Origin of the sequence: Paracoccus luteus (assembly GCF_004522155.1) — a bacterium.
GTDB classification, from domain to species: Bacteria; Pseudomonadota; Alphaproteobacteria; order Rhodobacterales; family Rhodobacteraceae; genus Paracoccus; species Paracoccus luteus.
In genome coordinates this window covers 53,342-72,779 of the sequence record NZ_SDEA01000014.1, presented here as the reverse complement: position 1 = coordinate 72,779, position 19,438 = coordinate 53,342, and the positions used below count along the sequence as shown (strand labels likewise).

Sequence of the window (19,438 nt, the reverse complement as noted above, 5' to 3'; positions counted from 1 at the left end):
ATCGGGAGAACGCTTTCGCAGGGGCAAGTGGCGGAGGGAATGTAACAAATACCGAACTCTCTCCCGTGTCGATGGCTTCGGCACAGGATCGCCGCAAAAATTTGCGCATCAACGACCGTCAGACACTCGGTCTTTAGCCTGAAGAGACGCTCCGCCCGCCCGTACCATCAACGGTTGCCAGCTGGCGCACGGCCACCAGATGGCTCGATTGAGTGCTCCGCGGCGGCATGCTTCTCTGCCGCCATTAAGTCATCCCGCCAGCGCGAGGGAATCTTCCCAGCACCTCGTTGAAGTGTCGGTCGAGGGAGACCACGCGGCCCCCGCTCGGACCCTGCCGTCCGACAAAGCAGTTCTTCACACCTCTGATGGGCGCGCTAGAAGTATGGCCCGCGATCAGCCGCGGCCAGCATTGGACTGGCTTGCCCCAGCTTGCCCTGATATGGTCAAGAAAAAGAGGGCGATATGATGGCGGATGCGGCTGACCAAGCCATGACCGTGCGAGATGTGGCTGGCTACCTGAACGTCGACGAAAAGACGGTTTATCGGCTCGCCAAGCGCGGCGATCTGCCGGGTTTCAAAGTGGCCGGCGCATGGCGCTTCAAGAGGTCTGACCTCGATGGCTGGATCGATCTGCAGAAAAAAGCTGCGAAAAAAGAAAGTTTGAGGGGGCCCGAGTGAGCGATCTGAACATCAGCAATTTTATCTGGAACATCGCTGATGATGTTCTGCGCGATGTCTATGTTCGCGGCAAATACCGGGACGTCATCCTGCCGATGACCGTCATTCGTCGGCTCGACGCCGTGCTTGAACCGACCAAGGACGCGGTCTTGGCTATGAAGGCGCAGCTGGATAAGGCAGGAGTCGCCAACCAGCACGCGGCTCTTTGCCAGGCGTCGGGCGAAGCCTTCTACAACACATCGCAGTTCCGGCTTCGCGACCTCACGTCTCGCGCGCGCCGCCAGCAGCTGAAGTCGGACTTCGAGGCCTACCTCGACGGCTTCTCCCCGAACGTTCAGGAAGTGCTCGACAAGTTCAAGTTCCGCAATCAGATCCCAACGCTTGTCGAAGCGGACGCGCTCGGGTTCCTGATCGAAAAGTTCCTCGACCCATCAGTTAATCTCAGCCCTAAGCCCGTGTTGCACCAAGACGGAGGTGTGCGTCTGCCCGGGCTCGACAACCACTCAATGGGAACAATCTTCGAGGAGCTTATCAGGCGGTTTAACGAAGAGAACAACGAGGAGGCCGGAGAGCACTTCACGCCTCGCGACGTGGTCGAGCTCATGGCGTACCTGATCTTCATGCCGATCGCGGATGAAATTCAGTCAGGCACATATCTCGTCTACGATGGTGCCTGCGGCACAGGAGGCATGCTGACGGTCGCGGAAGAGACGCTGATCAAGTTGGCGACCGACCACGGGAAAGAGGTGTCGGTCCACCTCTACGGGCAGGAGGTCAATCCCGAGACATTCGCCATCAGCAAGGCGGACCTCATCCTAAAAGGTGAAGGGGCCGAAGCCGAGAACATGAAGTATGGCTCGACGCTCTCCAGCGATGCATTCCCATCGAGTGAGTTCGATTTCATGCTTTCGAACCCTCCTTACGGCAAGAGCTGGAAATCCGATCTCGACCGGCTCGGCGGCAAGAAGGACATCACCGACCCCCGCTTTGTGATCGAGCACGATGGCGATGCCGAGTACAGCCTGATCACGCGCTCTAGCGATGGCCAGATGGTGTTTCTAGCCAACATGCTGAGCAAGATGAAGAAGGCCACCAAGGTCGGCAGCCGGATCGCCGAGGTCCACAATGGCTCATCTCTGTTCACGGGCGATGCGGGATCGGGTGAGAGCAATGTGCGGCGCTGGGTCATCGAGAATGATTGGCTTGAGGCCATCATCGCGCTGCCGCTGAACATCTTCTATAACACTGGTATCGCGACTTACATTTGGGTGCTCAGCAATCGCAAGGCAGAGTCCCGCAAGGGCAAGGTCCAGCTGATTGATGCGACGGCGTGGTTCAAACCTCTGCGGAAAAACCTCGGCAAGAAGAACTGCGTTCTCGGGCCAGATGACATCAAGCGCATCTGCGACAGCTTCCTCAACAGCGAGGAAAGCGAGCAGTCGAAGATCTTCCCCAACGCGGCGTTCGGTTACTGGAAGGTGACGGTCGAGCGGCCCTTGCGCTTGAAGGTCGAACTGTCCGCGAGCGCGCAGCGTCGCTTCGCGAAGACGTGCGCGGAGGCTGCTGAAGAGCCCCTCATTGGCGTTGTGGAAGCGGTGGCTGAGCGGCTTGGCGAAGGCCCCCATCTCGATTTCAACCGCTTCCTTGAAGAAGCCGAAGCTGTGGCGGGCAAGCGCGGCGTCCGTATGACAGCCAAGCGCCAGAAGCTCCTGATGGCAGGGCTGTGCATCAAAGATCCCGGGGCGGAACCTGTGATCAAGAAGGTGTCCAAGATCAAGCCGGGCGCCGATGCTGAATCTGATGCGCTCTACGGCAACTATCATCTTACCGTCGGTGGCAAACCAGCGATCATCGAGTTCGAGCCGGACACGGAGTTGAGGGACACCGAACAGGTGCCGTTTTTGGAAAACGGCGGTATCGAGGCGTTCTTCCGTCGCGAGGTTCTGCCTCATGCGGCCGACGCCTGGATCGATCCCTCCAAGACGGTAATCGGCTATGAAATCTCCTTCACGCGGCACTTCTACAAGCCGCAGCCGCTGCGGACGCTCCAAGAGATCGAGGCCGACATCCGGGCTCTTGAGCAGGAAACCGAAGGCCTTCTTGAAGACGTGCTAACGGGAGGCCGCTGAGCATGGCCACCCAACGGTACTCAGTCACCCCCCATCCGATCGAAACCCTGCTTACCTGGGTGAAGTCCGGCGAGATCGCGATACCGGAAATCCAGCGCCCCTTCGTTTGGGATGCGACCAAGGTCCGCAACCTTCTGGACTCGCTCTATCAGGGCTATCCGGTCGGCTATCTGATCGCCTGGCGGAACCCGTCGGTCAGGCTGAAAGACGGTTCCACATCCTCGGGTAAGCGCATCCTGATCGACGGGCAACAGCGCGTCACCGCGCTTATGGCCGCGTTGCTCGGTCAGGAGGTGCTGACCAAGGATTACGAGACCGTACGCATTCGGATCGCGTTCCACCCGGTCGAGGAGCGCTTCGAGGTTTCGAACCCGGCCATCCAGAAGGACGCCTCGTGGATCCCTGACCTGGCAACGGTCTTCGCGCCTGATGCTAGCCTGACCAAGCTCACGCGCGAATATACAGCGCGCAATCCGGACGTTGATCAGGACCAGATTTCATTAGTGCTGGAGAAGGTCCGCAAGATCATCAACAACCAGGTCGGCATCATCGAGCTGGCCGAAGACCTCGACATCGAGACGGTCACTGAGATCTTCATCCGGGTGAATTCGGCCGGGGCATCGCTCAGCCAGGCGGATTTCGCCATGTCGAAAATCGCGGCGAACGACACCTATGGCGGCAACATGCTGCGCAAGGCGATCGACTATTTCTGCCATCTCGCCGTCGCGCCCGAATTCCTGCCTCGCATCGAGAAGGGCGACAAGGCATTCGCCGCTTCCGAGTTCCTGCCGAAGATGCGTTGGCTGAAGGACGTGAACGACGACCTCTACGACCCGTCCTACACCGACATGCTGCGCGTGGCGTTCACGTCGGAGTTCCGCAGGGGCAAGCTGCAGGATTTGGTCGCCCTGCTGTCGGGACGTAACTTCGAGACGAAGCAGTACGAGGAAGCGGTCGCCGAGGAGGCCTTCGATAAGCTGAAGGCCGGTGTCCTCAACTTCATCAATAAGACCCACTTTGACAGGCTCACGATGATCCTGCGCTCGGCCGGGTTCGTCACCTCCGGCCTGATCCGCAGCCAGAACGCCATCAACTTTGCGTACATCCTCTACCTTCGTGGCCGCGCCGAAGGCATGCCGGCCGCCGACATCGAGCGTCTCGTTCGGCGCTGGTACGTCATGTCGCTCCTGCGCGGGCGTTATTCGGGCAGTCCCGAAACGGCCTTCGATTTCGATATCCGTCAGATCGAGTCCCGCGGCCTGGCCTCATACACCGACGCGGTGATCGACGCGGAGCTGCCCGAAAGCTTCTGGAACACTCTGCTGCCGCAGGAGATGGACACCTCGTCCGCCTCTAGCCCCTATTTCCTTGTCTATCGGGCAGCCCAGGTGAAGCTCGGCGACCTCGGGTTCCTGTCGCGGGACATCACCGTGCGTGACCTGCTGTTGAACCGGAGCGACGTGCATCACGTCTATCCGCGCAACCACCTCAAGGGCCAGGGGCTGACGCGCGGCCGCTACAACCAGATCGCCAACTTCGTCCTGGCCCAGAGCGAGATCAACATTGGCATCGGTGACCGCGACCCGAAGACTTACTTCGCTGAGCTAGCGGACCAGTGCAACGGCGGCGCCAAGAAGTATGGTGGCATCACGACGATTGAGGAGATGCGGGCCAATCTTCGGATGAGCTGCTTGCCGGAGTGCATGCTGGACGGAGAGATTCCATCCTTCGATGACTTCCTGGAACAGAGACGCAAGCTGATGGCGCAGAAGATCAAGACCTATTTCGAGGGACTTTGAATTGTTCGCTGAATACGCTGTTAGAATGGGGAAATGGTGAATGGCTGAACGGGACGATCTTCTGGCTTCGATTGCAGCGACAACCGTCGACTATCGTGACGGCGACCTGCCTGCGCCGACGCCGGATCACGTCGGCAGATGGATCTCGCAATTCGATGCAGATCTGAGATTACCTATGCTTCGAGAGATGGATTATGTTCTCCAGAGAACATACTTTTCAAAGCGCGAAATCGAGAAAGAACTGGCCGACCATGCGCGAGTAATCGGCGATGGAGGCAAGGACTTAGACGACAACGCTGCAATAGCCTTTTGGCGCGGAACCGAAATTCTCAACATCCAACAACGAGGCCGCAGCCAAGCCGACATTAACGAGATATTCGAAGGAGCGTTGCGCGAGCGCTTTGGATTGCGCCTCGCAGACTGCCAAGGTGGAGATAGGAGGTTCGTATACTTTGATGACATCCTGTTTTCAGGCGACCGCGTTCAAAATGACCTTATGGCTTGGCTGGACAATACCGCGCCGAACGAGGGGCATGTCTCGATTGTTCTTCTAATCTCGCACTGCCTCGGAAAATGGGAGACAGAACGAAACCTAAAGGAAGCGATTGCGAGATCAGGCAAGAAGATCACCTTCGATATTCAGGAGCAGATAGTCCTCGAGAACAGGAAACGATATCGCAACGATGCCGACGTGCTGTGGCCGACTGAGCTTCCGGACGATGACATAGTGCAAGAGTATGCGGCAGCCCAAAGGTTCCCGTTTGAACCTCGAGCGCCGATCCCCGCTCCTCATACGAACATTTTCTCATCTGAAGCCGGTCGCCAATTGCTGGAACGAGAGTTCCTCTTAGCGGGACTGAAGATCATTAGCTTTTCCAGAAACCCTGCTCAGCGCGTGCGGCCGCTTGGGTACGGGAGATATGGCCTTGGGTTCGGGTCTACCTTGGTAACTTACCGGAACTGCCCAAACAACGCCCCTCTCGCGCTGTGGTGGGGAGATCCAAATGCAGCGCCGGGGCATCCGTTTAGGCGTTGGTACCCGCTTCTGCCTCGGCGCACCTATGAACAAGGTGTGGTAGCACATGACTTCGACTTCTGACGCGCGCCCGACCGGCCAAACCCGGGTCTATGACCGAGAGACAAGCGTCGTCTTCCTGAAGACGAAGGAACGCTTCGGGGGGCTGTCGAACATGGCGGCGGGCTTTCCCCTGCGCGTGAACGGGGTGCGCATCAAGACGTCGGAAGCGCTGTACCAGGCATGTCGCTTCCCGCACATGCCCGAGGTGCAGCAGCTCATCATCGGCGAAAATAGTCCGATGACAGCGAAGATGCGCAGCAAGCCGTATCGGCGGGTTTCCCGGCACGATTGGGACTTTGTCCGGGTCAAGATCATGCGCTGGAGCTTGCGCGTGAAGCTGGCGCAGAACTGGCGCGAGTTTGGCAGGCTGCTGTTGTCGACGGGTGACCGACCTATCGTCGAGCAATCCCGCAAAGACGATTTCTGGGGCGCGAAGGTTGCCGAGGATGGCACGCTGGTCGGCATGAACGTGCTCGGGCGGCTGCTGATGGAGTTGCGCGAGCAGCTGAAGGGCGACGAGGCGGAGAGCCTGCGGTTCATCGAGCCGCTGGCGATTTCCGAGTTCCTGCTGTTCGGCCAGCCCATCGAAGCGGTCCAGGCCGCTCCCAATGCCGAGATCCCCGGCTGGACCCCTCGGCGGCCATCCCAGGCCGATACCGCCCCACCGCAGCCCAGCGACCCCCAGCCCTCCTTATTTGAGCAGCCAATGATTTCAAACGCCGAACCTGTCTCTGCCCCGTCGCTCCCCACTCTCGCCAGAGATGATGATTCACAGAAGCATCGCTCAGACTATCACCCAGCAGTGCGCGATTGGCTTGGCGATCTGCCAAGTCGGTGGGACGTGCTACGAAGCAAGTATCTGTTTCGCGAGATCGACGACCGGACCGACACCGGGACGGAAACCCTACTGTCAATGCGACAGGCGCATGGTCTGATCCCCCATGCGAAGGTATCGACCAAGCCAGTCACGCCGGAAGAGCTCAAGGGATACAAGCGCGTCCGCATCGGCCAGATGGTGCTGAACCGCATGCAGGCGTCGAACGGCATGTTCGCGGTTGCGCGCGAGGACGGTCTGGTCAGCCCGGACTATGCGGTCTTCCAACCACTCCGGCCAATGGAGCCTGACTACTTCGTCGACCTCTTCAAGACCACCATCTACCGCGCAAAATTCCGGCAGGAATCGAAAGGGCTTGGAACCGGCATGTCCGGCTTTCTGCGCCTCTACTCGGATCGTTTCGGTGCCATCCATGTCCCGCAACCGCCGGAGGACGAGCAGCGCAAGATCGTGAAGTTCATCCGGGCCTATGACCTTCGCGTCCGCCGATTGATCCGCAATAAGCGGCAGCTGATCAGGCTCTTAAACGAACAGAAGCTGGCCATCATCAACCAAGCCGTTACGCGCGGTCTGGACCTCGACATCCAGATAAAACCCACGGGTATCGACTGGATGCCCGAGGTTCCGGCTCACTGGGATGTCAAACGCCTGAAGTATCTTACGAAGTTTTTGAATGGGATTGCTTTCAAACCTGCTGATTGGAAGGATAGTGGCGTCCCGATCATCCGGATCGAGAATTTGAATGGCAGCGAAAAATTCAATTATACTGACCGCCAAGACCTGCCGGAGAGAATGCTAATTGAGCCTGGCGATTTGGTGTTCGCATGGTCTGGCAATCGCGGAACCTCTTTTGGCTCGTTCGAGTGGACGCGTGACTTCCCAGCATACCTGAACCAGCATATCTTCAAGTTGGAAGGTTATGATCTCCATCGGAAGTACTTCTTTTATCTTCTGCGGGCCGTGACAAAGCATGTCGAGGATAACGCGCACGGCATCATTGGCTTGGTGCACATCACAAAGCCCGCGCTTGGTGCCATCTTCGTTCCGGTGGCTTCGCCAGAGGAACAAGCGGCGATCGCCCACAAGATCGATGAGGAATCGGCGGAACTAAATCAGGCTATCGAAAAGATCGCTTCCGAAATTCGACTCATTGGTGAGTACCGCGAACGCCTGATCGCCGACGTGGTTACCGGCAAGCTGGACGTGCGCCATATCGAGATCGCCGCGCCTGCGGACGAGCCGATCTTAGATGAGGACGACGCGCTGGAGGAGGAGCTGGAAGGCGACGCCGCCGAGGTGATGGAGGGGGCCGATGCCGACGAGTAGGCCCGCAATCCCGATCGAAATAAAGCGCGATGTGCTCTTCGAGGCTCGTCATCATTGCGCTGTCTGCTGCACGTCGCTGCCGCTCGAGTACGCGCACGTGGTTCCATGGAGCAAGTCGCAAGACCATTCGCTCGAAAACCTCATTGCCCTGTGCGCAAACTGTCACGAGCGGGCGGACAACGAAAAATGGGGCGTGAGCTACCTCCAACGATACAAGAAGTCACCGTGCATCATTGCACGCGGTGATCCGCCGCCGATGACGGCAGAGCAGAAAATGCTGGTCGATCTGATCGTGGCGCGCGATCCGGATGAGATGAACCAGAAAGAGCGGCAGCGCCTGGTGTCGATGGTAGCTGCTTATGTAGGTGTTCCATTCGGCCAAATAGGGATTTCATCCGTAACCCAAGCCAACAGCTCTCGAGTTCGTTTGGAAATGCCGTCTGACGCGGCGCGACGCTTGGTTGCTGGTTTCGAGGCCAAAGACCCAATGCTCGAGGCGTTCCTGAGCGAAGCGGGCCTAATTCGGGTCGATGCCGGCCCCTCGGTTCAAGGAGGCCGCGAAATGCGCCAGCACACCGACACAAGCGAAAAGGGCCTCGAAACCCTCATCTTCCGCTCGCTGATCGACGAGGCGGGTTACGTCGCTGGCGCCTCGAAGGATTTCGACCGGGACCACGCCATCGACCTGGCCAAGCTGTTCGATTTCCTGAACGCCACACAGCCAGAGGCCGTCGAAGCCCTCGGCATCGGGGAAGACGGTCCGAAGCGGCTGCAGTTCCTTCACCGGGTGCAAGGCGAGATCGCCAAGCGCGGTGTCATCGACGTGCTGCGCAACGGCGTGAAGCATGGCCCTGGATCGGTCGAGCTGTTCTTCGGGACGCCAACCCCCGGCAACGCCAAAGCCGAAGAGCTGTTCGCCGCCAACGTGTTCAGCGTCACCCGGCAGCTGCACTATTCCAAGGATGCGACCAAGCTGTCGCTCGACGCTGCGCTGTTCATCAACGGTCTGCCCGTCGCCACCTTCGAATTGAAGAACAGCCTGACCAAGCAGACGGTCGAGGACGCGATCGAGCAGTACAAGCGCGACCGCGATCCCAAGGAGCTGCTGTTCCAGTTCGGCCGCTGCGTCGTCCACTTCGCCGTGGACGACCACGAGGTGCGGATGTGCAGCCACCTGAAGGGCAAGGCGTCCTGGTTCCTGCCTTTCAACAAGGGCTGGAATGACGGTGCGGGCAACCCGCCGAACCCGCATGGCCTGAAGACCGATTACCTTTGGAAGCAGGTTCTTACGAAGCGCAACCTCACCGACATCCTGGAGAACTACGCGCAGGTGGTCGAGGAAACGGACGAGCGCGGAAAGAAGAAGCCGCCGAAGCAGATCTTCCCGCGTTTTCACCAACTCGACGTGGTGCGCAAGCTGCTGGCTGACGCCGAGGCCTCCGGCGCCGGGCGGCGGTACCTGATCCAGCACTCGGCAGGTTCGGGAAAGAGCAACTCGATTGCCTGGCTGGGCCACCAGCTGATCGGATTGGAGACCGGTGGCAAGCCGACCTTCGACACCGTCATCGTTGTCACCGACAGGCGCAATCTCGACAAACAGATCCGCGACACGATCAAGCAGTTCGCGCAGGTATCGTCCATCGTCGGAGCGGTCACGGAAGGTTCGCAGCAGCTTCGGACGTTCCTGCAGCAGGGCAAGAAGATCATCATCACCACGGTGCAGAAGTTCCCGTTCATCCTGGACGAAATCGGGGACAGCCATCGCGGGCGGACCTTCGCCATCATTATCGACGAGGCGCATTCCAGCCAAGGCGGCCGGACGTCAGCCAAGATGAACATCGCGCTTGCCGCGAATGGCGCCGAGGAGGAAGACGAAACCGTCGAGGACACCATCAACCGGCTGATGGAAGCGCGGAAGGTGCTGCCGAACGCGAGCTATTTCGCCTTCACCGCCACGCCCAAGAACAAGACGCTAGAGATTTTCGGCACGGCGGTCTCCGAAGGCGGGAAAGTCAGGCACGTCCCATTCCACAATTATTCGATGAAGCAGGCCATCGAAGAGGGCTTCATCCTCGACGTGCTCAAGCACTACACGCCGGTCGAGAGCTACTACCGGCTCATGAAGACGGTGGAGGACGACCCTCAGTTCGACGCCAAGCGGGCGCAAAAGAAGCTCCGCCGCTATGTCGAATCCCATGACCATGCCATCCGCAAGAAGGCAGAGATCATGGTCGACCATTTCCACGATCAAGTGATGGCCCATCGCAAAATCGGCGGAGCAGCGCGCGCCATGGTGGTTACCAGCGGAATTCACCGCGCCATCCAGTATTTTCACGCCTTCGGGGAGTATCTGAAGGAGCGAAAGAGCCCCTACCAGGCCATCGTTGCCTTCTCCGGAGAGCACGAGTACGGCGGCCAGAAGGTGACCGAGGCGTCGCTCAATGGCTTTCTGAGCAACAAGATCGAGGAGTTGATACAGAAGGATCCGTACCGGTTCCTCATCGTCGCCGACAAGTTCCAGACTGGTTACGATGAGCCGCTGCTGCACACGATGTACGTGGATAAAACGCTGTCGGGCATCAAGGCAGTGCAGACGTTGTCACGCCTGAACCGGGCACATCCGCAGAAGCACGACACCTTCGTGCTGGATTTCATGAACGATGTGGATGGCATCAAGGCGTCGTTCGAGGACTACTACCGCACGACGATCCTGAGCGAAGAGACCGATCCGAACAAGCTGCACGACCTGAAAGCGCGGCTCGATGGCTATCAGGTCTATTCCTGGGAGCAGGTGGAGGAACTCGTGGCGCTGTATCTCGGTGGCGCCGACCGCGACAAGCTCGACCCGATCCTCGATGCGTGCGTCGCGGTCTACAAAGCCGATCTCGATGAAGATGGCCAGGTCGACTTTAAAGGCAAGGCGAAGGCATTCACGCGCACCTACGGATTTCTCGCGGCCATCCTGCCCTATACGAACGCGGAGTGGGAGAAGCTCTCGATTTTCCTGAACTTCCTGACGCCGAAACTGCCTGCTCCGGAGGAGCAGGACCTGTCGAAGGGCATTCTGGAGGCCATCGACATGGACAGCTACAGGGTCGAGGCGCAGGCGACGATGGCGATTGCGCTTCCCGATGCCGACGCGGAAATCGGCCCCGTGCCGTTGGGCGGAGGCGGTCGCAAGCCTGAGCCGGAACTGGACCTGCTCAGCAACATCCTCAAGACGTTCAACGAGATGTTCGGCAACATCGACTGGAAGGACGCCGACAAGATCGGGAAGGTGATAGCTGAGGAGTTGCCCACGAAGGTCGCGGCCGACAAAGCCTATCAGAATGCCATGCAGAATTCGGACAAGCAGAACGCCCGCATCGAGCATGACAAGGCACTGGAGCGCGCGGTCATCGAACTGCTATCTGACCATACCGAGCTGTTCAAACAGTTCAGCGACAATCCATCGTTCAAGAAATGGCTTTCGGAGACGATTTTCGCGGCGACCTATGCCGACAAGGCGGCGCAGGCCGGTTCGGCTGCTACTCGCAGCTGAACCAGCGCATGGCGGTTTGGATCAGATGGTCATGATCCCCGCTTGTAGCCTCTTGGTAGAATGCATCGATCTCTTGCTGCGAGAGGCCCGCTTCTTTTGCGGCCCGTCGGCACAAGCCGAGGATCATAAAGGCATTGCTGTCCTGTCCAGTCAGCTGGACTGTTATGTTTGGATACTTGGGGGGCATTGCCCGGCTCCTCCAGCGCAGTAGACACGAAGCCTAGAACGCTCATTTATTCATTATTATCAACAGGATAGGACGATTCTATTCGCGCTTTTTCCATTGCAGTGTTTAAGGGCTTCGGCTGCGACAACTACGCGCCTGATCCCGCATGACGCTGTAATCGGCGATCATCTCGGCGATAGCCGACGCCTCCGGCAGCAGATTGAGCTCGTCGGCCGCGCGCGCCTGGAACTCACGGCTGTACTCGATGACGGGAGGGCAGACGGTTGCGAGGCGCTGTTCAGAAGCGACCGTTGCGCAGCCGGTCAGCAAGCTCGTCGCGGTCGCGAGGACGGCGAGCCGACGCATCCAGCATCCGGCGTTGAACATCATTGGTTTCCTCCAATGTTTCGAGACGTTCGACGAGGCGGCCCGTGCGTTCACCGGAGCGCCGGAGTGCGAACAGGAACAGGAGCACTGTGAGCGCGATGGCGCCGTAGCGGAGAGCCGTCCGGGCCCACGGGTTGGTGGCGAACCCAGCGAAGAGCGCACCAATCATCGGCGGCCCCGCTTCCAATCGTCCAGCCGCGCGTAGATCGTGATCGCGATCCCGCCGAGCGCCACGGCGATGAACACCCAGCGGAGCGTGTCGAGGTACGGCACCAGCGGCAGGATGGCGGACTGGGTCTCAGCCAGGACGCTCTGGGCGACCTCGACGCCTGCGGCGCCCAGCGTAGCCACACCGGCGGCCCCGCCGCCCTTCATGGTGCGGCTGTCGGCCAGCACTTCGCGCGCAGGCGGCGTTTCAGCCGCGAAGGCTGTCGCCCGGATTGGGAAGCGCTCGCCCCACTGGCGAGCGGGCCCGAGATCGACATGGATGAATCCCGAGCGCGGATAGAAGCCGAAGCCGAGGAACCCGACCTCCCGTGCCGCCGCCTCGAATGCCGCAGGGTCTTGATTCGCCATGGCGATGTCGAAGGCGGCGCCGTCGAGGTGCTTCGACCGAGTGGCGCCGCCCACGGCGCGGTTGTGCTCGGGGCTGCGATAGGCGGAGCGGACGATCAGCGGCTTGCCGAGCCGGTCGCGCAGCGCCTGCAGCTTGTCGAGCGCCGGTTCGTTGATCAGCAACTTGCCGGTGCCCCGGCAGGCGATTTCTGCGGGCGAGAAATTGGGCCAGCGCCAGGTGCCCTCGGGCGCTTCCCGCCAATGGTCGTAGAAGCTCGTGGTCATGTGGGTCCTCCAAAACGAAAAACCCGCCTCGAGGGCGGGTCATTGCGGGCTGATGAATGGGGAATGGTGAGCGGCTACGGGCCGCCGCCGAAGATCTTCAGCTTGATCGCGATGCCCGCGAGCAGCGCCAGAATGACGCCGGTGGTGATCATGCGGACGGCGGTCTGCATCGCGGTGCGGCGCACCAGCCGGATGCAGTCGACAAGCGAGCGCAGATCGCGGATGTCGAGTGCGGCCTCGTCGCCGTCGAGCCCGACATCGGCGAGCGCGCGCTTGGCGCCTTCCTCGGCCGCCCGGGTCAGGATCGCCTCGAACTCGGCATCGGGCATGCGCACGAAGCCCTCGGATCGGGGTGGGTTCATCGGATCCTCCTTCCGCCGCTCAGCCGACCTTGCAGCCCCAGAAGGACGTGTGGTCGGCGGCGAAGTAGCCGTCCGCGACCCGGAAATATCCCTGCAGCTCCACGGTATCGCCCGCGGTGAGCGGCACCATGGTCTGAAGCCAGATCGCGGTGGCGAGCGAGACATGGGTGGCGGAGATTTCGCCGAGGGAGCCGCGGATTTCCGTCGTGCCGTTCAGCACGAGCCGCCCGCGCATCCTCGCCGTAGCGCTGGCGTTGATCTTGTAGAGCAGCGTCGCGCCGAAGAGGTAGGTGCCGTCCACCGGGGCCACGAAGTGGTTGTTCGCGGCGTCGAACGCGCCCTGATCGTTGTAGTCGGTGTTGTTGAGGCCGATCTTCGTCCAGGTCCCGACCCCGACGTAGTTGTCGTAGTTCGTGTACGCCTTGAACCTCGGCAGCCGGGGCTGATCGACGATGCCGGTTGCGTTGTCGACGCTGAGCCCGTCAAAGAAGGTGCTGCCGTCGGCAGAGACCGCGAGGCGGAACCGGTCGGTTCCGAAGAGGCCGACCAGCGCCTTGGTCACGAAGCCGGTCTGCAGCGTGAGGCCGAGGTCGTCGCCCGCAGCCTCCTTGTTCATGGTGTAGAAGAGATCGCCGGTGCCGCCCTCGGCCACGGTCTTCGCCGTCCAGAGCGCGGCGTTCAGCTTGGCCGAGAACGGATTCGACGCATCCGCCGTCGTGCCGACACCCAGCAGCGCTATGTTCTGCAGCACCGCGGGCGTCGTGCCGATCCAGGTCGCGCCGTCATAGACCAGCAGCAGCCCCTCGTCCTCGACCCATGCGCGCCAGCCGGTGCGCGGCGGCAGCCGCAGCCAGGCGCCGTCGGTCCAGAGCGCCACGTTCAGGTCCCAGCCCGCCCAGTCGCCCGTCGCGCCCGAGCCGACGATGTAACGGTCGCCATCGGCGAGTGAACCGGGCGGCGCGGTCAGGTCCCTGTCGAGGACGGAGAGCTGGACGAGCCCGTCGAGGATCCGCAGCGCCTCATTGTGGGTGACATGCTTCTGGGCCTGCGCCGCGAGGATGTAGGGCAGCAGCAGATGGGTCGTGGCGTCGGACATGGGATGGCCTTCAGAACGTGAGCGCGACGGTCTTGGGCGCGCCCCGCCCCACGAGGGCGGAGAGCTGGTAGATGCGGATGTCGAGCGTGTCGCCGGTGGCGAGAAGCGCGCCCCAGTCCGCGGTCTGCTGGGCGGCGGTGTAGAGCGCGCTGGTCGTCGTCGTGCTCAACACCCGTTTCACGATGGTGCCGTTGAGGATCTCGACCTCGTAGGCTTCGAGCTCCTCGCCGAGTGGCACCTCCAGCCCGCCCCAGCTGTCGGCGGAAAGTGCGCGCGACCGGCGTGTCCAGCGGATCGTCAGATCGCCGGGCGTGCGCGGCCTGCGCCACGGCTGCTCGACATGGGCGACTGAGAACGGCCGCAGCCCCACGCCCTCAGGCGGGAAGGCCTGCGCCACATAGGTCTCGTCGCTGACCGGGCGGCTCGCGGGGCCAATGCGCCAGTTCCACGGGATACCGAGATCGGCCTCGGCGATGGGCAGTGACGCAAGCGCGGAATCCAGCACAACGACGCGGGCGCCTGCGGGCGCAGGGTTCCCCATCGCGCCTTCCGTACCCCGCTGACCGCGCAGCAAGCGGGTCACCCGATACCGACCCGGCGCCAACAGCTCGGCCGCACCCGCCTGCACGATCTCCCAGACGCCGGGCGCACTTTCGATCGCGAGTGCGTTCGCCCCGCCGAACAGCGTCAGGTCCGTGACGCTTTCGAGCGTGCCGGTCAGCAGATCGACCACCAGCGCATTGCCGAGATCGAAGCGCGCGGTGGGGCCCTGATAGAAGTCCGAGACCAGCGCCCCGATCCGGGCGCGGCTGCCGAACGTGGTCAGCAGATCGAACCCGTCCGTGGACGGGCTGCGGAACACCGCCATCTCGCCCGGCCGGGGAACCGCGTGGGCGGCGACCAGCGGCCGATGCGCGGGCTGGTCCTCGGTCAGCTGCGGCAGGTCCATCAGCACCGCATCCGGCGCGCCGAACACGACAGCCCGCGTCAGCGACGCCGCGCGCGGATCGCCGGGCGGCAGATCGTAGGTCGCGCGGTCCTGGCGGACCGCCTCGATGCCGCGCGCCTCGGCGTCGGCGATGGAGACGAGCCGCAGATCCACCAGCCGCCCGTCATGGGCGAGCCGGATCGCGTCGGCCGGATCCAGCGCCAGGCGCGAGGGCGGCAGACGGAAGGCCGCCGTCTCGCGCCCGACCCACGCCTCCATCAATGCGCGGCGGCATCGCCGCTCGGCTTCCTCGGGCGGAACGGCCATCGGGAAGGACTCGGACGCGATCCGCGTTGTGTCCACCGTGATGCGCCGCGCCTCAACGAGGGCCGCGTCGTAATCCTCGTCGGCGCGGGCGACCTGCCATTTCAACGCCTGCGGCAGCTCGGTCTCCTGGCCGCGCGTCAGTTCCAGCAAGTCGCCCTCACGGGCGGCCACGAGATCGTCGGCACCGAGCGTGGCGACGGAGGCCCGGCCGCGCATGACGAAGCGGATCAAGCCCTCGGTCTCGACGGCGTCGAAGCCGAAATGCCGCGACAGCGTTGTGATCGAGGCGCGCGGGCTTTCGAGCGCGCCGATGGCGTAGCCCTCGACCGCGCCCCAGAGACCGGAGACGTCGATCCGGTCCTCGGGCAGCCCGGCGCGTAGGCAGAGGTGCCGGACCAGAGCCGCGAGCGACACCGCGCCGAGCCGCCCGGTCAGCCAGTGGCCGAGCCGCCAGTTCGCCCCGTCCGTCCAGACGTCGGTCAGCGCCGGAAAGAACGGATAGGGCCGCGCGTCCCAGGTCCAGGCGGCGCATTCCGGCACATGCACCATGCGGCCGCCATAGACCGAGGACAGCGGATTGTTCGCGGCCTCGCCCCACCAGAGATAGGTCGCCTCGAGATACGCCCGCTGGATAGCGTCGTCGCGCCATCCGCGCGAGAAATGCGGCGTGAAGCTCTCGGATGACTTCGGGTCGAAGAAGACGTTCGGCTGGTTGGTGCCCCGGTCGATGGCCGGACAGCCGNGTCGAAGAAGACGTTCGGCTGGTTGGTGCCCCGGTCGATGGCCGGACAGCCGAGTTCGGTGAACCAGATCGGCTTGGACTGCGGCGCCCATGCCGTCGGCGTTCCGGACTCGACCCCGCCCGGGCGGTCGTAATGCGCGTTCGACCACCAGGCGCGCAGATCCTTGTAGCGAAAGACCCAAGGCTTGCTGGCCGCGCCGTCGGTGATCGGGGTCCGCACCTGCCCGGTGCGATCCGTCGCACTGGCATAGAACCAGTCGACGCCTTCGCCGCCCGCGATGTTCCCCTGCAGGTAGGCCTGGTCGTAGATCGCGGGCCAGCCCTCGGCCGCGTCGGCATGCTCGAAGCCGTCGCGCCAGTCCGAGAGCGGCATGTAGTTGTCGATCCCGACGAAATCGATCTCCGGATCCGCCCAGAGCGGATCGAGGTGAAAGAACACGTCGCCACTGCCGTCGCCCGGCTGGTGCCCAAAATACTCCGACCAGTCGGCCGCATAGCCGATCTTCGTCCCGGACCCGAGGATCGAGCGCACATCCGCGAGGAGGTCCCGGTAGGCCAGCACCGCCGGATAGCTGCTGGCGCTCGAGCGGATCGTCGTCAGCCCCGGCATCTCGGTGCCGATCAGGAATGCGTCGACCCCGCCCGCCGCCGCGCAGAGATGGGCGTAGTACAGCACCATGCGGCGCAGGCCCCAGTCGCCCGATGGCCCGGTCCAGGAGACCGACTGACCCGAGACGCTGAAGCTCGCGGGCGTCGCCGCGCCGAACAGCGCCGCGACCTGACTTTCGGCCGTTGCGGTCTTGTCCACGGTCCCGGCGAAACCTGCTGCTGGAGAACAGGTGATCCGGCCCCTCCAGGGAAAGGCAGGCTGGCCCGATGCGGCGGCATTGTCGGAATACGGGTTGGGCAGCGTGTTGCCCGGCGGCACGTCCATCAGGATGAACGGATAGAAGGTCACGCGCAGCCCGCGCGCCTTCATCTCCTGGATCGCCTGCAACACGGAGAAGTCGGACGGCGTGCCGCCATAGACCGGGCGATCCTGATCGTCTCGGCTGACGAGGAAGGCGCTGGCGCGGCTGACGCCATTGACCGACCAGCTGACCGGCGTGGTCGACTTGGCCGACACTTCGACGCCGGGCCGTACCTTGCAGGAGCCCGCGCGCAGATCGTCGCCGAACCACGCCACCACGAGGCTGACGCTTTCGACTGCCGGGGCCATCGCCTGCAGCCGGTCGAGCGCCTCCACCATGTCGGTGGAGTCTGCCAGCGCGTTCAGGTTCTCGGGCACTGTCGCGCCGCCGTCGGTCTTGCGGATCGCCTGCGTCGCGTAGGTGAACTCGCCCGAGGCCGGGATCAAGGTGACGGCGCGGGTCAGCCCCTCGGCGGTGTCGGCGTCGGCGAGCGGCCGAAACACCTCGAAGGAGAGCTGCGGCAGGCGGTTGCCGTAGGTCGAGAGCGCCAGCTCCTCGAAGACGACATAGGCCGTGCCGCGATAGGCGGGCGTGTTGGCCGCTCCCATCCTGGCCGCGATTAACGGGTCCGCCGTCTGGGTTTCGTCGCCCGGATACCAGCGCCAGGTGACGCCGGAGAGGTCCATCGGCTTGCCGTCGGCCCAGATGCGGCCGATGCCGGTGATCGGGCCCTCGCAGAGCGCGACCGCGAAGGAGGCGTAGTAGAGATACTCGGTCGTCTTGACCTTGCCGCCCCCGCCGCCCTTGCCGCCGCCCTGCGTGGTGGTCTTCGTCTCCTCGCGGAAATCCGTCGCCCAGATGATGTTGCCGCCCATGCGCATGCGCCCATAGAGCCGCGGGATCACCGCGCCCTCGGTTGAGGACGTGATCCGCAAGCTGTCGAGCCGCGCGCCCTCTGGACCTGCCCCGGTTTCGTTCCGGTCTTCTGAGAGCGATGCTCTCACCAAAGGAGACAGGATATGGCAGCGACACACGGCGACGAGTTCAAGCGGGATGCGGTTCGCATCGCGCTCACCAGCGGCCTGACGAGACGTCAGGTTGCGTCTGATCTTGGGGTTGGGCTTTCGACGCTCGGCAAGTGGATACGGGCGATTTCCGATGAGGCGAAGGTGCCTGACCGGGACGCCGATCTTCTGCGCGAGAATGAACGGCTGCGGAAAGAGAACCGTATATTGCGCGAGGAGAGGGAAGTATTAAAAAAGGCGGCTCAGTTCTTCGCGGCTCAAAAGCCGTGAGGTTTCAGTTCATTGCCAGCTATCGGGGCAGCCTTTCGCGCAGCCATCTCTGTCGCATGATGGGCGTAACGGATCGCGGGTTGCGCGCGTGGCTGCGCAGGCCCCCGTCCATCCGTCAGCGGCGCGACATGGTGATCCTGGCGCATATCCGCGAACAGCATCGGCTGAGCCTGGGCAGCTACGGCAGGCCGCGGATGACCGAAGAGTTGAACGAGCTGGGCCTGCGGGTCGGACAGCGTCGGGTAGGCCGTCTGATGCGCCAGAACGGCATCCGCATCATCCGCAGCCGCAAGTTCAAGCGCACCACCGACAGCGATCACGCCTTCAACATCGCGCCGAACCTCTTGCAACAGGACTTTTCGGCGAGTGCCCCGAACCAGAAGTGGGCGGGCGACATCACCTACATCTGGACGCGTGAGGGCTGGGTTTATCTGGCCGTCATCATCGACCTGTTCTCGAGGCGCGTGATTGGCTGGGCTATCAGCAACAGGATGAAACAGGATCTGGCGATCAGGGCGCTGAACATGGCTGTTGCCCTGCGCCGCCCGCCACCAGGCTGTATTCATCACACGGATCGCGGCGCGCAATACTGCGCCCATGACTACCAGAAACTTCTCCGCAAAAACGGGTTCAAGGTATCAATGAGCGGCAAGGGCAACTGCTATGATAACTCGGCCGTCGAGAGCTTCTTCAAGTCCCTGAAGGCCGAACTGGTCTGGAGGCGCGAATGGCACACCCGACGCGACGTCGAGATCGCCCTCTTCGAATACATCAATGGCTTCTACAACCCGCGCCGCAAACACTCAGCCCTCGGCTGGAAATCACCCGTGGCCTTCGAGCAGAGGGCCGCTTAACATGAGCACCTGACCGGAACAGAAGCGGTGCAGGTCCAAAGCTCTCGGCGTCACGCGCCATGATGGTTATGTTGACGCCTCCGCCTGCGCCGTAGCTCTGCGCCTCGCGCCGCGACAGCACGCGCTCGCCCCGCTGCAGGATCG

Annotated in this window: 11 protein-coding genes and 1 pseudogene; 7 read left to right on the top strand and 5 right to left on the bottom strand. The window is 62.4% G+C overall.

Annotated features, from left to right (window positions below):
* The first annotated feature begins 462 nt into the window (after positions 1 to 462).
* The 6 genes from EPA64_RS14280 to EPA64_RS14255 are packed head-to-tail and all read left to right on the top strand — an operon-like array spanning position 463 to position 11,386.
* A complete protein-coding gene (locus EPA64_RS14280; protein WP_229341956.1) occupies positions 463 to 678 on the top strand; it encodes a helix-turn-helix domain-containing protein in 216 nt (71 codons plus the stop codon).
* Complete coding sequence (locus EPA64_RS14275) at positions 675 to 2,807, top strand: type I restriction-modification system subunit M (RefSeq protein WP_134726977.1); 2,133 nt, start codon at positions 675 to 677, stop codon at positions 2,805 to 2,807. Before EPA64_RS14280 ends, EPA64_RS14275 begins: the two co-directional genes overlap by 4 nt.
* A 2-nt stretch (positions 2,808 to 2,809) precedes the next feature.
* Complete coding sequence (locus EPA64_RS14270) at positions 2,810 to 4,606, top strand: GmrSD restriction endonuclease domain-containing protein (protein WP_134726976.1); 1,797 nt, start codon at positions 2,810 to 2,812, stop codon at positions 4,604 to 4,606.
* Between the two features lie 40 nt (positions 4,607 to 4,646).
* A complete protein-coding gene (locus tag EPA64_RS14265) occupies positions 4,647 to 5,705 on the top strand; it encodes a phosphoribosyltransferase-like anti-phage protein (RefSeq protein ID WP_134726975.1) in 1,059 nt (352 codons plus the stop codon).
* Positions 5,689 to 7,845, top strand: a complete 2,157-nt coding sequence (locus tag EPA64_RS14260; protein ID WP_134726974.1) for an NADAR family anti-phage protein — start codon at positions 5,689 to 5,691, stop codon at positions 7,843 to 7,845. Before EPA64_RS14265 ends, EPA64_RS14260 begins: the two co-directional genes overlap by 17 nt.
* The gene (locus EPA64_RS14255) at positions 7,832 to 11,386 is read left to right on the top strand and encodes a type I restriction endonuclease (protein WP_134726973.1); all 3,555 of its coding nucleotides are present in this window, start codon (positions 7,832 to 7,834) and stop codon (positions 11,384 to 11,386) included. The genes EPA64_RS14260 and EPA64_RS14255 overlap by 14 nt, the downstream gene beginning before the upstream one ends.
* A 292-nt stretch (positions 11,387 to 11,678) precedes the next feature.
* Here the strand turns inward: EPA64_RS14255 and EPA64_RS14245 are convergent, their stop codons facing one another.
* From EPA64_RS14245 to EPA64_RS14220, 5 genes and pseudogenes are all read right to left on the bottom strand, one after another.
* Positions 11,679 to 11,942, bottom strand: a complete 264-nt coding sequence (locus EPA64_RS14245) for a hypothetical protein (protein ID WP_134726971.1) — start codon at positions 11,940 to 11,942, stop codon at positions 11,679 to 11,681.
* A gap of 162 nt (positions 11,943 to 12,104) precedes the next feature.
* Positions 12,105 to 12,779: a YcbK family protein gene (locus EPA64_RS14235; RefSeq protein ID WP_134726969.1), complete on the bottom strand. Its 675-nt coding sequence runs from the start codon at positions 12,777 to 12,779 to the stop codon at positions 12,105 to 12,107.
* A gap of 74 nt (positions 12,780 to 12,853) precedes the next feature.
* Entirely contained in the window at positions 12,854 to 13,141 is a 288-nt protein-coding gene (locus EPA64_RS14230; protein WP_134726968.1) for a DUF6127 family protein, read from the bottom strand.
* A 19-nt stretch (positions 13,142 to 13,160) separates the two neighbouring features.
* Positions 13,161 to 14,237 carry a DUF2793 domain-containing protein gene (locus tag EPA64_RS14225; RefSeq protein WP_134726967.1) on the bottom strand — a complete coding sequence of 359 codons (1,077 nt, stop codon included), beginning with the start codon at positions 14,235 to 14,237 and terminating at the stop codon, positions 13,161 to 13,163.
* 10 nt (positions 14,238 to 14,247) lie between these two features.
* A pseudogene (locus tag EPA64_RS14220) lies at positions 14,248 to 18,101 on the bottom strand (baseplate multidomain protein megatron); the annotation flags it as partial.
* 63 nt (positions 18,102 to 18,164) lie between these two features.
* Here EPA64_RS14220 and EPA64_RS14215 point away from each other — a divergent pair.
* Positions 18,165 to 19,294 (top strand): IS3 family transposase gene (locus EPA64_RS14215; protein WP_370454610.1). Its coding sequence is split into 2 segments (ribosomal slippage): positions 18,165 to 18,411 and positions 18,411 to 19,294, totalling 1,131 coding nucleotides; the frame shifts between segments, so codons are not numbered across the junction.
* Positions 19,295 to 19,438: the final 144 nt, after the last annotated feature.